Below are 14,470 nucleotides of genomic sequence, written 5' to 3'. Positions count from 1 at the left end.
GGGTGAGCGAGCAGCCTGCCGGTTGGTACCCCGACCCCTTCGCGGCCGAGCCCGGCGCGAGCCGGTTCTGGGACGGCGAGCGGTGGACGACGCAGGTGCAGTCGCCGCTGCCGTACGCGCAGCCCTCACCGGGTGCATCGGGTCACGGCCACGACGCGCGAGGCTGGGGCGTCCCCGCGCAGCCCGCCGGCGGCCAGCCCGGCCGGCCCGGCGGCCACCCGGAGGGCATGCCGTGGTCGCGCCCCGACCGCAGCGGCGAGCTCGCGAGCTGGGGCGCCCGCGTCGGCGCCTACCTCATCGACATCGTGCCCGTGATCGTCGTCACGATGGTCATGCTCTGGATGACGGGCGTGTACGACGCGGTCAACGCCGCGATCGAGTCGGGCGACGAGGCGGCCGTCGACGCCGCGATGGCCATGATGGCGACTGGCCACCCCGCGGGCCTCGCGATCACGGCCGTCAACCTGCTGTTCGTCGCCGTCTACAACATCGGCTTCCACGTGAGCCGCGGCGCGACGCCGGGCAAGATGATCGTCGGCATCCGCGTGCGGATGGCCGACGAGGACCGCAACCCCGACCTGCGCGCCGCCGGCGTGCGCTGGCTCGTGCAGTTCGGCCCCAACCTCATCAGCGGCGTGCCGGTGATCGGCTTCCTCGCCGGCATCTTCTCGATCGTCGACCACCTCTGGCCGGTGTGGGATGCGCAGAAGCAGGCCATCCACGACAAGGCCGGCCGCACCGTGGTGGTCCGCTCCCGCTGAGCGTGGGGCGCGTCAGCCCAGCAGCTGGTCGCCGAAGACGATGATCACGATGCCGGCCAGTGCCAGGAGCACGCACAGCACCATGAGCGACGCGGCCAGCGCGTCCGAGCCGGGGCGGCGGCTCTCCTTCGCGCGCACCGCGATCGCGTAGATCAGCGGGATCCCCGCGCCCAGCAGCAGGCCAACGCCCAGCACCGACGCCACCGCGACGGCGAGGCTTCCGAGGTCGAACATCACTTCCTCCGCTTCCCGCCCTTGCCGCCGCGCTGCTTGCGCTTGCGCGGTCGCGTCACGGGCGCGACGTGCGAGGCGACGGCGCTGAGCTCGCGATCGATGACGCGCTTGCGCTCGCCCTTGGGCGCCTCCCACTCGTCGGCGACGTTGTGGTGGCCGACCGGGTTCAGCCGCGAGCGCAGCCACATGGCGGCGCAGGCGACCACCAGGATGGTGGTGACCACGACGGCGCCGAGCACGTGCCCGAACAGGTTCGAGATCAGCAGGCAGATCCCGCCGACGGCGCCTGCGGCGGGCAGCGTGATGACCCAGGCGATCAGCATCCGGCGGGCGACGCTCCACCGCACCTTCACGTCCTCGCGGGCGAGCCCCGAGCCGATGACCGAGCCGGAGGCCACGTGCGTCGTCGACAGCGGCAGGCCGAGGTGGCTCGAGGTCAGGATGATGGATGCGCTGGAGAAGTCGGCGGACATGCCCTGGCGGGGCGAGATGTCGACGATGCCCTTGCCGAGCGTGCGGATCACGCGCCAGCCGCCCATGTAGGTGCCGGCCGCGATCGCGACCGCGCAGGCCACGCGCACCCACAGCGGCATGTCGGCGTCCGGGTCGATCGTGCCGTGCGCGACCAGCGCCAGGAAGATCACGCCCATGGTCTTCTGCGCGTCGTTCGTGCCGTGCGCCAGCGACATGAGCGAGGCCGCGCCGATCTGGCCCCAGCGGAAGCTCTGCTGCTGCGCGCGCTCGCTGATCGTGCGCGTCACGCGGTGCACGACCCAGGTGCCGACGAACGCCACGACGCCCGCGATGACGGGCGCGAACAGCGCCGGGATGAGGATCTTCTGCGACACCCCGCCCCACAGCACGCCCGAGAGCCCCAGCGCGGCGATGGTGGCGCCGATGAGCCCGCCGAAGAGGGCGTGGCTCGACGACGATGGCAGCCCGAACAGCCACGTGAGCACGTTCCAGACGATCGCGCCGGTGAGCCCGCAGAGCACGATCAGCATCAGGCGCTCGCCGTCCACGCCCGTCAGGTCGACGATGCCGCTGCCGACGGTGCGCGCGACCTCGATCGAGAGGAAGGCGCCGACGAGGTTGAGGGAGGCCGAGAGCGCCACCGCCGGCTTCGGCTTCAGCGCCCCCGTCGCCACCGACGGGGCCATGGCGTTCGCGGTGTCGTGGAAGCCGTTGGTGAAGTCGAACGCCAGGGCGACGATCACCACGATCACGAGGATGGCGAGTTCGGGCACCGCGCCAGTCTGCCACCCCCGCGCGCACCCGGTGCGGGAGCCCGGCTACCCGCCCTGCACGCCCAGCCAGTAGAACGACTGGGTGCCGAAGGTGAGCGAGAAGCGACCGTCCTCCGCGATGGTCGGGAACTCGCCGCCGCCGAAGAGGTCGTGCAGCCGCGAGCCCGCGAACTGCGGCGCGTCGATCGAGACGTGCACGGGGTTGTGGCTGAACGAGAACACGCACAGCACCGTCTCGGCGCGTGCGCCCGCGTAGGTGCCGTCGCCCTCGTACGAGCGCACGAAGGCGAGCACCGCCTCGTTGTCGGTGTCGAGCACGGTGATGTCGCCGAGCCCGAAGACCGGGTGGGCGCGGCGCACGTGCAGCACCGACCGCATCCAGTTGAGCAGGCTCGAGGCCTGCGCCATCTGCGACTCCACGTTGACGGCGGCGTAGTGGTAGACGAGCGACTGCACGACGGGCAGGTAGAGCTTGCCGGGGTCTGCCGACGAGAAGCCGGCGTTCCGATCCGGCGTCCACTGCATGGGCGTGCGGGATGCGTCGCGGTCGTCGAGCCAGATGTTGTCGCCCATGCCGATCTCGTCCCCGTAGTAGAGGAACGGGCTGCCGGGCAGTGACAGCAGCAGGGCGTTCGCGAGCTCGAGCTCGGCGCGCGAGTTGTCGAGCAGCGACGCGAGGCGACGGCGGATGCCGACGTTCGACCGCATCCGGGGGTCGTAGGCGTACCAGCCGTACATCGCCTGCCGGTACTCCTCGCTCACCATCTCGAGCGTGAGCTCGTCGTGGTTGCGCAGGAACACGCCCCACGCGGCGCCCGGCGGCACCTCGACCTGCTCGGCGAGGATGCGCTTGAGCTCGAGCGCGTTCTGGGCGCGCAGCGAGTAGAAGATGCGGGGCATCGTCGGGAAGTCGAACGCCATGTGGCACTCGGGCGCCTCGGCGGTGCCGAAGTAGGCGGCGGTCTCGGCGGGCCACTGGTTGGCCTCGGCGATGAGCACGCGGCCCGGGTACTCGTCGTCGACGATGCGGCGCAGCTTCTGGATGTAGGCGTGCGTCGCGGGCTCGGACTCGCCGTTGCCGTCCTCCGACTCGTAGAGGTAGGGGATCGCGTCGAGCCGGATGCCGTCGACGCCCATGTCGAGCCAGAAGCGCATGACGCCCTCGATCGCCTCGTGCACCGCCGGGTTCTCGTAGTTGAGGTCGGGCTGGTGCGAGAAGAAGCGGTGCCAGTAGAACTGCCGCCGAACCGAGTCGAACGCCCAGTTCGACTCCTCCGTGTCGACGAAGATGATGCGCACGTTCGGGTAGCCCTCGTCGGTGTCGCGCCACACGTAGAAGTCGCCGTAGGGCCCGTCGGGGTCCTCGCGGGAGGCGAGGAACCACGGATGCTGATCGGACGTGTGGTTGATCGGCAGGTCGATCATCACGCGCATGTTGCGCGAGTGCGCCTCGGCGACGAAGTGCCGGAAGTCGTCGATCGTGCCGTACTCGGGCAGCACCGCCTCGAAGTCGCTCACGTCGTAGCCGCCGTCGCGCAGCGGCGACTGGTAGAACGGCGGCACCCAGATGCCGTCGATGCCGAGCCACTGCAGGTAGTCGAGCTTGGAGGTGAGCCCCGTGAAGTCGCCGAACCCGTCGCCGTTCGAGTCGACGAACGAGCGCACCATCACCTCGTAGAAGACGCTCTTGCGGTGCCAGTCGCGGTCGAGCGCGAGGCCCGGCACGGTCGCGGACTGGATGGGGATCGGCGAGGTGAAGCTCACGGGCGCTCCTTGACGGGGGCGGATGCGGTGGTGCGGTCACGCGGGTCGCTCACCCACGCTAGTCGGGTCGCCCGAGCGCGCAACCTCAGGCGGGCGGGGCGGTGGACGAGCGCACGACGAGCTCGGGGGCGTACGCGGTGTGGCTGCGGTCGGGCTCGGCGCCGCGCGGCTCGGCGAGCGCGGCCATGATCCAGTCGACGACGTCCTCGCCGTGCTGCGCCGGATCCTGGCGGATGGTCGTGAGCCCGAAGGCGGTCGCGGCCGGCACGTCGTCGACGCCGATGACGCTGAGCTCCTCCGGCACCCGGATGCGCAGCTGGTGCGCGGCGAGCACGACCCCGAGCGCGACCTCGTCGGTGCCCGCGACGATCCCCGTCGGCCGGTCGGGACGGTCGAGCAGCTCGCGCGCGACGGCGTGCGCACCCTCGAGCGACGTCGGCACGGTGCGCACGGGACGCATCCGCAGGCCGTGCCGCGCCGACACCGCCTCGAAGGCGCGCTTGCGGCGGTCGGAGGAGGAGGCGTCGAAGGGCTGCACCTCGGTCTCGCTCGCGATGTGCAGCAGGTCGGTGTGCCCCAGCGCGACGAGGTGCTCGGCCGCCTGCGTGCCGGCCGCGTCGTCGTCGAGGCTGAAGGATCGCGTGTGCGGGGTCGGCTCGCCGACGGTCGCGACGGGGATGCCGAGCTCGGCGAGCCGCGAGAGGTCGCCGCCGACGAGGCTCCACGTGATCGTGATGAGGCCGTCGACCTCGCCGCGGCGCATGAAGCGCTCGAACTTCTCGTGGCCGCCGTGGCCGAAGGCGCCGAGGTCGTAGAGCAGCACGTCGTGCTCGTGGATGTCGGCGGCGTGCGCGATGCCGTGCAGCACGCTGCCGAAGTACCAGCGGTCGACCGACGGCGTGAGCACCCCGATCGTGCGGGTCTTGCCGGTGGCGAGCCGGCGCGCGGCGCCCGAGGCCCGGAACCCGAGCTCGGCGGCGATGCGCTCGACCCGCTCGCGAGTGGCGGGCGAGACGCCCTCGGCGCCGGAGAGGGCGCGGGATGCGGTGGCCTTCGAGACGCCGGCGGCACGGGCGACGTCGGAGAGCAGTGGCATGCGCCTCCCTCGCTCGGGGCGGCGCCGTCGCCGCCGGAGTGGACCGGAACCGGTTCCGAGCGTAGGCCGTCGTCCACGCCGGCGGAGAGGGGCGCCGCTTCGATCGTTGCAGAATCGCAACATGCGATCCGGCGCCCGCCGCAGGATGGTGCGCTAGCGTCATCGGCACTGGAACCGGTTCCGGTTCCAGTCCTGGGCACGTCGCCGTGCGATTCCCCGCTGCGGCGCGTGCCACGCACTGAGCGAAGGAGTTCACGTGAAGCACGCACGCAGGATCGCGGTGCCGCTCGGCATCGCTGGCGTCGTCGCGCTCGCCCTCACGGGCTGCGTCGGCGATGCGGAGCCGGGCGCCTCCGAGGAGCCCGGCGGCTCGGCGGCACCGGGTGCCGCCGGCTGCGAGGCCTACGCCGACTACGGCACGTTCGACGGCGCCGAGGTCAACGTCTACGGCACGATCCTCAACGAGGAGCAGGAGCGCCTCAACGAGTCGTGGGCCGAGTTCGAGGAGTGCACCGGCATCGACGTCGTCTACGAGGGCTCCGCGGAGTTCGAGGCGCAGATCAACGTGCGCATCCAGGGCGGCAACCCGCCCGACCTCGCCATCTTCCCGCAGCCCGGCCTGCTGCAGTCGGTCGTCGGCACGGGCTCCGTGCTCGAGGCGCCCGAGGCGGTGCAGGCGAACGCGCAGGAGTACTGGAACGAGACCTGGCAGGGCTTCGGCACGGTCGACGGCACGGTGTACGCCGCTCCGCTGATGGCGAGCGTCAAGGGCTTCGTCTGGTACTCGCCGTCGGTCTGGGAGGAGAACGGCTGGGAGGTCCCGACGACCCTCGACGAGGTCGACGAGGTCACCGCCGCGATCGCCGAGTCGGGCGTCATGAAGCCCTGGTGCGTCGGCTTCGGCTCGGGTGAGGCGACGGGCTGGCCGGGCACCGACTGGCTCGAGGACTACGTCATCCGCACCGCGGGCGCCGACGTCTACGACCAGTGGGTCGCGCACGAGATCCCGTTCGACAGCCCGGAGATCGTCGCGGCGCTCGACCGGGTCGGCGCGCTCATCAAGGATGACGCCAACGTCAACGGTGGCATCGGCGACGTCACGACGATCGCGACCACCGACTTCGGCGAGGCCGGCCTGCCGGTGCTCGACGGCGAGTGCGCGATGCACCACCAGGCCTCGTTCTACGAGGGCTTCTGGGGCGACGGCGTGACCGTGGCCGAGGACGGCGACGTCTGGGCCTTCATCCTCCCCGGTCAGGAGGCGGGCGCCGCCGACGTGACCGGCGGCGGCGAGCTCGTCGGCGCGTTCAGCGACGCCGAGGAGGTCGTGGCGACGCAGACGTACCTCTCGAGCCCCGAGTGGGCGAACTCGCGCGTCTCGCTCGGCGGCGTGCTCTCGGCGAACTCGGGCCTCGACCCGGCGAACGCCTCGAGCGACCTGCTGCGCCAGGCGTACGACATCCTCCAGGACCCGAACACCACGTTCCGGTTCGACGGATCCGACCTGATGCCCGGCGCGGTGGGCTCCGGCACGCTGTGGCGGGGCATGGTCGACTGGATCTCCGGCACCGACTCGGAGACCATGCTGGCCACGGTCGAGGACAGCTGGCCGCAGTAGTGGGCTGAGGCCGGTGCGGGGGCTGTCACGGCTCCCGCACCGGCCTCGCCGACGCGGCCCCGGAACGTCAGGGGGAGTGCATGACCACGATGGATCTGGTCGGCAAGGTGCTGCAGGCCGTCGTCGGCCTCGCGGCCTTCGGCGTCGTGATGGCGCTGCTGCTGACGTTCCTCGACCGACCGGAGGACAAGCCGCGGGCCGCGAGCTGGGGCGCTGCGATCCGCCAGGGGCTGCGGCCCCGCGTGATCCTCATCGCGGCCTTCGCCCTCATCGCGATCCTCGCCCGGGTGCTCTACGGCGCCGTGCCGTGGATGACGCAGGCGCTCACGAACGCCGCGATCATGATCGGCGTCGCCGGCATCGTCGCGGTCGTGCTGCAGTGGCTGCTCGACCGCCTGCTGCAGCCGGCGCCCGCCGCGGTGCGCAGCGCCGTCATGCGCGCGCTCGGCGCGGTGCTCGTCATCGCGCTCGTGGTGGTCGCGATGTCGGCAGAGCGCATCCCGGCGCTCGACTGGGTCACCCCCGCCCTCGTGCTCGCCGCGACGATCGTCGGCTGGCCGCTCGCGGCCGCGCTGCTCGCGACGGCCGCGATCGCCTTCCTGCCCCCGCGCATCCGCCGCGGGGTGCGGCTCATCGCCTGGCTCGCCGCCGCTGTCGCGGTCGTGGTGGTCGCGCTCGTCCTGGAGCAGGGCCGCGAGCAGCCGATCGGCGTCTGGCCGTGGGCCGCCGCCGCGGGGCTCAGCATCATCGGGCTCCTCGGCTACTTCGCCGACGAGGACGAGGACTCGCGGCCGATGCTCGTCTTCCTCGCGCCCGCGGCGCTGCTGCTCACGGTCGGCCTCGTCTACCCGGCGATCCGCACGACCGTGCTCGCGTTCACCGACCGCACGGGCACGTTCAACGGCGTCGACAACTTCGTGTGGATGTTCACCCAGCCGGAGGCCCTCGTCACCCTCGCCAACACGGTCGTGTGGGTCATCCTCGTGCCGACGCTCTCGACCGCGATCGGCCTCGCCTACGCGGTGTTCATCGACAAGAGCCGCGGCGAGCGCGTGTACAAGATGCTCGTGTTCATGCCGATGGCGATCTCGATGGTGGGCGCCTCCATCATCTGGAAGTTCATGTACGCCTACCGCGGGCCCGAGCAGGATCAGATCGGCTTCGTCAACCAGATCATCGTGTGGTTCGGCGGCGCGCCGCAGCAGATCCTGCAGAACAGCCCCTGGAACACGCTCGCGCTCATCGCGGTCATGATCTGGATCCAGACCGGCTTCGCGATGGTCGTGCTCTCGGCGGCGATCAAGGGCGTGCCGACCGAGCAGCTCGAGGCCGCCCAGATCGACGGCGCGAACCCGTGGCAGCGCTTCTCGAACGTCACGCTGCCCGGCATCCGCACCTCGCTCGTCGTGGTCATCACGACCATCTCGATCGCGACCCTCAAGGTCTTCGACATCGTGCGCACGATGACGGCGGGCAACTTCAGCACGTCGGTCGTGGCGAACGAGATGTACACCCAGGCGTTCCGCTCCGGCGAGCCCGGCAGAGGTGCGGCGCTCGCGCTGATCCTGTTCATCATGGTGCTGCCGATCGTCGCCTACAACATCCGCGTCCTGAACCAGCAGAAGGCGATCCGATGAGCTCCGTGGCAATCACCCCCGACCCCGAGATCACGCCGGCCGCCGCGGACGCGTCGCTCGGCGGGACGACGCGCGCCGACCGCGTGAAGCGCCGGCTCACGAGCCCGTGGGCGACGATCGCCGCGCTCGTCATCGCGGTCCTGTGGACCATCCCGACGTTCGGGCTGCTGCTGTCGTCGTTCCGTCCCGCCGACCAGATCGCCACCTCGGGATGGTGGACGTTCTTCAGCGACCCGCAGCTCACGCTCGCCAACTACGGCGAGGTGCTCTTCTCGGGCTCCCAGTCGTCGCCGCAGCTCGGCGAGTACTTCGTGAACTCGCTCGCGATCGCGATCCCCGGCACGCTCATCCCGCTCGTGCTCGCCTCGCTCGCCGCCTACGCGTTCGCGTGGGTGAAGTTCCGCGGCTCGTCGACGCTCTTCGTGATCGTCTTCGCGCTCCAGATCGTGCCGCTGCAGATGGCGCTCATCCCGCTGCTGCAGCTGTTCGTGACGTTCCTGCAGCCCTTCCAGAACGCGCTGCACGACGCGGTGCCGTTCATCAGCGACCGGCAGTTCCTGCCCGTGTGGATCGCCCACGCGATCTTCGGCCTGCCGCTCGCGATCTTCCTGCTGCACAACTTCATCTCGGCCATCCCGGCCGACGTCATCGAGGCGGCCCGCGTCGACGGCGCGGGCCACGGGCAGATCTTCCTGCGCATCATCCTGCCGCTCGCAACGCCGGCGATCGCGTCGTTCGCGATCTTCCAGTTCCTGTGGGTGTGGAACGACCTGCTCGTCGCGCTCGTGTTCTCCTCCGGCACACCGGATACCGCGCCGCTCATGCAGCGGCTGGCAGAGCTCGCGGGGTCTCGCGGCGAGAACTGGGAGCGGCTCACCGCCGGCGCCTTCGTCTCGCTCGTCGTGCCGCTCATCGTCTTCTTCGGCCTGCAGCGCTACTTCGTGCGAGGGCTGCTCGCCGGCTCGGCGAAGGGCTGAGCGGGCTCGGGACGAGGCGCCTGAGCGCCTCGTCCCGAGGATCGGCAAGGCGGGCGCTCCGCCCGCGGCTCCCTCGTCGGCTGGGCCCCGGCGGCGCGCCGGTCAGGCGGTGGGCGGCACGAGCCGCAGGCGCGGCCTCGGCGCCTGCGCAGTGCCCGCGTTGATCTGCAGCGGCTCGGGGTCGGCGGATGCGTCGGGCTCGAGCGCGATGAGGTGCCGGTGGCCGCGATCCGTGTGCCGTCGGCTGGGCACCGCGAGCAGCGCCCGGTGCACCGGCACGACGGCCGCGGCGCTCCACGCCTGCGGCGAGCACGCGCCGGGGTAGGGGATCGGGTCGGGGGCGTCGTCGACCCCGTAGCCCGCGTACACCTCGGGCATCCGGCCGTCGAACGCATCCGCCGCCCGCTCGAGCTGCGCCGCGAGCTGCCCCGCCTCGCCGACGAAGCCCGAGCGCAGCAGCCCCTCGACGGCGATCGCGGTGTCGTGCGGCCAGATCGCACCCGAGTAGGGCGCGAGCGGCCAGTAGTGCTCGGCATCGGTCGCCATGGTGCGCAGGCCGAACCCGGAGGAGAGGCGGTCGTCGAGCAGCAGCCGCGCGACCTCGGCCTCCTCGACGCGGCTCAGGAGCGTCGTGCCGATGAGCTGGCCGATGTCGCTCACGAGCACCTCGATCGGCTGGCCGTCGGCGTCGAGCGCCATCGCGGGGAAGCGCGCATCCTCGTGCCGCACCCAGAAGGCGTCGCGGAACCGCGCGCGCAGCCGCTCGGCCCACGCGCGCCACGGCTCGCCGTCGTCGCCGAGCGCGTCGAGCAGCGCTGCCCCGCCCACCGCCGCGCGGCACGCGAGTCCTTGCGCCTGCGCGGTCGCGAGGGGGGCCGCGCCATCCGCGGCGGGGGCGATGCGCCGCTCGGCGCCGCCCTCCCAGCCCTTGCCCGAGTGCCCGTAGCCCGCCTCGTCGGCGGCCGTGAAGAATCCGTCGCCGCAGTGCGACTCCATCCAGTGGAGTGCCGCGTGCAGCGCCGTGCGCAGCTCGCGCACGGTCTCGAGCGGCAGCCCCGCCTGCCAGGCGTCGTGCAGCAGCACGATCCACAGGGGCGTCGCGTCGAGGGAGCCCGTGTAGACCGGCGGCGGCTCGACGCCCGGCCGCACCGGGTCGCTCTGGCGCATCTCGTGCAGGATGCGGCCCGGCTGCTCGCCGGTCGCCGCGTCGACCTGCACGCCCTGGCGGGCGGCGAGCGTGCGCAGCGTGCCCTCGGCGAGCGCGCCGCCGAGGGGCAGCAGCAGCCGGCACGCGATGAGCGCGTCGCGGGCGACCATCGTCATGTGCCACGGGGCGCCGGCGGCGGGGAAGGCCCCGTGGCCCGCGTCGAGCAGCAGGCTCTCGAGATCGGCCATCGCCCGCTCGGCCCAGCGGTCGAGCGCGGGCCGGCCGGTCGGCTCGAGCTGGTCGAGCGCCGCGTCGCAGCGCGCGCCGTGCACCGCGAGCGTCGGGTCGTCGATCTCGAGCTCGAGCGTCATGCCCGACCAGTCGTCGGGCAGGACGTGCGCCTCCTGGGCGAGCACGACGCGGCTGCCGTCGATGCGCAGGGCGCCGCCGCGGCCGGAGATCCGCACCGTGCGGGTGCCGTCGCGCATCACGACGTGCTCGCCGTCGACGAGCGGCACGAGCTCGATGGCCTCGGGCGCCGGCTGCCCTGCGCGCACGCTCTCGATCGGCGCGAGCTCGATCTCGCACACGAGCTCGACGACCGCGTCGACCGCCTCGTCGCGGCCGTTGACGAGGGTCACCCGCTCGACGAGCGCGCCGGGCCGCACCTCGCGCATCCGCTCGACCGAGACGCGGGGGATGGGCAGGTTCGAGCCCGCCGCGCACGCGACGGCGTGGAAGATGGTGCGGCCCTGCTCCTCGGCGCTCGCGATCGGCTCGACCGGCACGCCGTCGACCAGCAGCCCCATCGCCCGCACGTAGCGCCAGTCGCCGTGGTACACCCCGTGCGCCTCGCTCGAGCCGACCGTGCCGTCGTGCGCCGACCAGACCTGCGTGGGCGCGGCGAGCGCGACGAGCTCCTGGTGGAGCAGTGGCGGTCGTGCGGCGCACATCGTGGGTTCCGTTCCTCGTCCGGCTGACGCCTGAACGGTAATCCGCGTACCCCGGCACGGCGCGCAGGGGCGACTCAGGCTTGCCTGTCGAGACGCTCAGTGGTCGGCAGGTCGGCCCTGACGGCCCCGTCAGGTCGACTAGGGCGTCGGGTGCCGCGCGTCGTAGGCGAGGAACGTGCGCTGCGCTCGGGTGACGACCGCGATGAGCACGATGATCACGAACCCGCCGAACAGCGGCGGTGCCCAGAGCGCGACGAGGCTCGCGGCGGCGCCGGCGTAGAGGTCGCCGATGCGCGGACCGCCCGCGACGACGACGGTGAACAGGCCCTGCGTGCGGCCGCGCATGTCGTCGGGCGCCGCCGTCAGCAGCATCGTCGAGCGGAAGATCGCGCTGATCTCGTCGCTCGCGCCCATGCCGGCGAGCGCGAGCGCGGCGAGCGCGAGGGCCGGCCACGACACCCGCGACCAGTCGGCGCCGACCGGGCCGAACCATCCGCTCATCGCACCGAGGATCACGAGGCCGAGCAGCGCGACGCAGCCGCCGTACGCGGTGATCGCGCGCGCGACCGCGACGCCGTGGCGGTGCACGTGCGCCACGGGCCCCGAGAGCAGGCTCGCCAGCAGGGTGCCGACGGCCGCGGCGGCGGTGAGCACGCCCACGGTGATCGGGCCGCCGCCGATCGCGACCGCGCCGACCGCCGGCAGCAGCGCGAACGGCCGCCCGAAGGTCATCGCGATGATGTCGACGACGAACGACATGCGGATGTTGGGCGCCTGCCGCATGAACCGCACGCCGTCGCGCAGCGACGCGAGACCGGGCCGCACCGCCTCGCCGAGCGGCGGCAGCTTCGGCAGCCCGACGATGCCGAGGAACCCGGCGGTGAAGAGCACCGCGTCGACCGCGAACGTGACGGGCAGCCCGACCGTCGCGACGAGCACGCCCGCGGCTGCGGGGCCCGCGGTGAGCATGATGCCGATCGCGATGCCGTTGAGAGCGGCGGCGCGCGAGATGAGGTGGGCGGGCAGGATGCGCGGGGTCACGGCGCTGCGCGTCGCGCCCGAGATGGTCGCGGCGACGGTGTTGAGCGTCGTGAGCACGTAGAAGGGCCACACGGCCGCGCGCCCGCCGTCGGCGACGAGCGCGGCGTCCCACGCCGAGAGGGCGACGAGGCCGAGCACCGCCGCCCAGCCGGTGAGGCTCGAGAGCATGAGCACGAGCCGGCGGTCGAAGGCGTCGGCGAGCATGCCGCCCCAGAGCCCTGCGACGACCATCGGCAGCAGCGCGACGCCGCCGACGAGCGCGACCATCATCGTGCTGCCGGTCATGTCGAAGATCTGCAGCCCGACGGCGACGATCGTCATCTGCGCGCCGATGCCGCTGATGGCGCTGCCGATCCAGAGGCGCGCGAACGCGGGCGAGGCCTTCAGCGGCGCGAGGTCGACGAAGCGGCGCTTGCGCGCCGGGGCGCCGGGCTCGGTCGGCGCGGCGGGCTCGACGGTCTCGATCGGGCCGGTGAGCGGCGCGGCAGGCAGGATGCCGTGCGCGCCGGTCGAGGGCTCGGCGCCGGTTTCGAGCGGCGGCTGCGGCTCGGTCACGCCGCGTCGGCGGCGGCGTCGATGCCGTAGAGCGCGTCGATCGCGGCGAGGAAGTCGTCCTGGCGGCCCTCGGCCGCGAGCTGGCGCGCGCGCACGGTGGGCTTGTGCAGCAGCACGCCCGCGAAGTGGCGCAGCGCCTGCTCGGCGAGCCGTCGCTCGTCCTCGGTCCCGCGCTTGGCGATGCGCTCGAGCTCGGCCTCCATCGCCTCCTGCACGTGCTCGCGCAGGGCCGCGATCGCGGGGCCGATCTGCCGCTCGGCGGTGCCGCGCTCGAAGCGTCGCGCGGCCTTGCGCACGAGGTCGCGGGCGTCCTCGGTCGCGGTGAGGTGCTCGAGCGGCGCGTGCAGGCGGATGGTCTCGAGGTCGAGCACCTCGACGCCGTGCACGCTCTGCACGTCGGGGTCGACGTTGCGGGGCATGCCCATGTCGACGATGAGCTGCGCCGAGCGGCCGTGCTCCACGGGGCAGCGCGGCTCGGCGGTCACGGCGGCGTGCACGGGGCATCCGGCGGCCGCCGCGCGACCGGGCTCGGGGGCGCCCGCGGCCGCGCCGACGAGCGCGGGCTGCGGCTCTGCGCCCACGTGCACGGGGCATCCGGATGCGTCAGCGGCCTCGGCCGCGGAGCCCGGGAACGCGTGGGTCGCCGCGAGCATCGAGCGCCCGCGCAGCAGCAGCTCGGCATCGACGACGTGGTGCTCGGCGCTCGTGCAGGTGACGATCACGTCGGCGCTCGCGGCGGCGAGCGCGGCGTCGCGGCCGTCGACGTGGGCGACGGCGTGGCTGCGGGCGAAGCCGTCGCCGCGGCCCGAGGGGCTCCAGACCTCGATGTGCTTGGCGCCGCGGCGGCGCAGCTCGGCGAGCGAGACGCCCGCGAAGCGGCCGGTGCCGACGAGCAGCACGCGCGCGTCGGCGAGGTCGACGCGCGCGCTCGCGAGGTCGAGGGCGAGGCGAACGATCGAGCGGCCGGCCTCGCCGAGCCCCGTGCGGTTCTTGATGCCGCGCTGCGTCTCGGCGGCGCGCTGGAACAGGCGCTCGAGGTGGGGGCTCGTGGTGCCGGCCTCCTGCGCCGAGCTGAGCGCGCGGCGCACCTGGCCGGCGATCTCGCCCTCGCCGATCACGACCGACTCGAGGCCCGCGGCGACGGCGAACAGGTGCTCGGCGGCGCGCGCGTCGGCGAGCGGCTCGAGGGTCTCCGGGTGGTGGAACCCGAGCGCATCCGCCGCCGCCGTCTGGGCGATGCCGGCCGCCGCGTCGGCGTCGGCGTCGACGTCGAGGTAGACCTCGAAGCGGTTGCAGGTGGAGACGACGACCGCCCCGTCGACGGCGGGGTGGGAGGCGAAGGCGGTGGGCAGCTGCGCGGCGTCTGCCGACGACAGCGCCTCGAGCGCGGTGAAGTCGGCGTTCTTGTGACTCGCCGTGAGGCAGATCAGCATCGGTCCA

At 72.9% G+C, this 14,470-nt stretch carries 11 protein-coding genes; 4 read left to right on the top strand and 7 right to left on the bottom strand.

Going from position 1 to position 14,470, the window contains the following annotated elements; all coding sequences use genetic code 11:
- Positions 1-2: 2 nt before the first annotated feature.
- Complete coding sequence (locus BLT67_RS07260) at positions 3-761, top strand: RDD family protein (protein ID WP_092666398.1); 759 nt, start codon at positions 3-5, stop codon at positions 759-761.
- 12 nt (positions 762-773) lie between these two features.
- Here BLT67_RS07260 and BLT67_RS07255 read toward each other — a convergent pair whose 3' ends face one another.
- The 4 genes from BLT67_RS07255 to BLT67_RS07240 form a co-directional block, all read right to left on the bottom strand.
- Entirely contained in the window at positions 774-998 is a 225-nt protein-coding gene (locus BLT67_RS07255) for a hypothetical protein (RefSeq protein ID WP_157674266.1), read from the bottom strand.
- Positions 995-2,242 carry an inorganic phosphate transporter gene (locus BLT67_RS07250; RefSeq protein ID WP_092666396.1) on the bottom strand — a complete coding sequence of 416 codons (1,248 nt, stop codon included), beginning with the start codon at positions 2,240-2,242 and terminating at the stop codon, positions 995-997. The genes BLT67_RS07255 and BLT67_RS07250 overlap by 4 nt, the downstream gene beginning before the upstream one ends.
- A 45-nt stretch (positions 2,243-2,287) precedes the next feature.
- Positions 2,288-4,006 (bottom strand): maltose alpha-D-glucosyltransferase, encoded by a 1,719-nt coding sequence (gene treS, locus BLT67_RS07245; protein ID WP_092666395.1) that lies wholly within the window; start codon positions 4,004-4,006, stop codon positions 2,288-2,290.
- Between the two features lie 85 nt (positions 4,007-4,091).
- On the bottom strand, positions 4,092-5,102 hold the full coding sequence (locus BLT67_RS07240; protein WP_172801996.1) for a LacI family DNA-binding transcriptional regulator: 1,011 nt from the start codon (positions 5,100-5,102) through the stop codon (positions 4,092-4,094).
- A gap of 256 nt (positions 5,103-5,358) precedes the next feature.
- Here BLT67_RS07240 and BLT67_RS07235 point away from each other — a divergent pair, with 256 nt between their 5' ends.
- From BLT67_RS07235 to BLT67_RS07225, 3 genes are all read left to right on the top strand, one after another.
- Positions 5,359-6,720, top strand: a complete 1,362-nt coding sequence (locus BLT67_RS07235) for an ABC transporter substrate-binding protein (protein ID WP_092666393.1) — start codon at positions 5,359-5,361, stop codon at positions 6,718-6,720.
- 482 nt (positions 6,721-7,202) lie between these two features.
- Positions 7,203-8,357, top strand: coding sequence for a carbohydrate ABC transporter permease (locus BLT67_RS07230; protein WP_172802046.1), 1,155 nt, complete (start codon positions 7,203-7,205; stop codon positions 8,355-8,357).
- Positions 8,354-9,334 (top strand): carbohydrate ABC transporter permease, encoded by a 981-nt coding sequence (locus tag BLT67_RS07225; RefSeq protein WP_092666392.1) that lies wholly within the window; start codon positions 8,354-8,356, stop codon positions 9,332-9,334. The genes BLT67_RS07230 and BLT67_RS07225 overlap by 4 nt, the downstream gene beginning before the upstream one ends.
- Positions 9,335-9,436: 102 nt before the next feature.
- On the opposite strand, the gene BLT67_RS07220 is transcribed toward BLT67_RS07225, so the two are convergent.
- From BLT67_RS07220 to BLT67_RS07210, 3 genes are all read right to left on the bottom strand, one after another.
- On the bottom strand, positions 9,437-11,434 hold the full coding sequence (locus tag BLT67_RS07220; protein ID WP_092666391.1) for a glycogen debranching N-terminal domain-containing protein: 1,998 nt from the start codon (positions 11,432-11,434) through the stop codon (positions 9,437-9,439).
- Positions 11,435-11,572: 138 nt separating this feature from the next.
- Positions 11,573-13,030, bottom strand: a complete 1,458-nt coding sequence (locus BLT67_RS07215; RefSeq protein WP_172801945.1) for an MFS transporter — start codon at positions 13,028-13,030, stop codon at positions 11,573-11,575.
- A complete protein-coding gene (locus BLT67_RS07210; RefSeq protein WP_092666390.1) occupies positions 13,027-14,463 on the bottom strand; it encodes a glutamyl-tRNA reductase in 1,437 nt (478 codons plus the stop codon). Before BLT67_RS07210 ends, BLT67_RS07215 begins: the two co-directional genes overlap by 4 nt.
- Between the last annotated feature and the right edge of the window lie 7 nt (positions 14,464-14,470).

This window comes from Agrococcus carbonis (assembly GCF_900104705.1).
Taxonomy (GTDB): domain Bacteria; phylum Actinomycetota; class Actinomycetes; order Actinomycetales; family Microbacteriaceae; genus Agrococcus; species Agrococcus carbonis.
Note: the sequence above shows the minus strand (reverse complement) of the source record. Positions and strands in the feature narration are given on the sequence as shown.

Excerpts from the sequence above, each read along its gene's own strand:
- BLT67_RS07240 (WP_172801996.1), bottom strand. The coding sequence starts at position 5,102 with ATGCCACTGCTCTCCGACGTCGCCCGTGCCGCCGGCGTCTCGAAGGCC.
- BLT67_RS07230 (WP_172802046.1), top strand. The coding sequence starts at position 7,203 with ATGTCGGCAGAGCGCATCCCGGCGCTCGACTGGGTCACCCCCGCCCTC.
- BLT67_RS07225 (WP_092666392.1), top strand. The coding sequence starts at position 8,354 with ATGAGCTCCGTGGCAATCACCCCCGACCCCGAGATCACGCCGGCCGCC.
- BLT67_RS07220 (WP_092666391.1), bottom strand. The coding sequence starts at position 11,434 with ATGTGCGCCGCACGACCGCCACTGCTCCACCAGGAGCTCGTCGCGCTC.
- BLT67_RS07210 (WP_092666390.1), bottom strand. The coding sequence starts at position 14,463 with ATGCTGATCTGCCTCACGGCGAGTCACAAGAACGCCGACTTCACCGCG.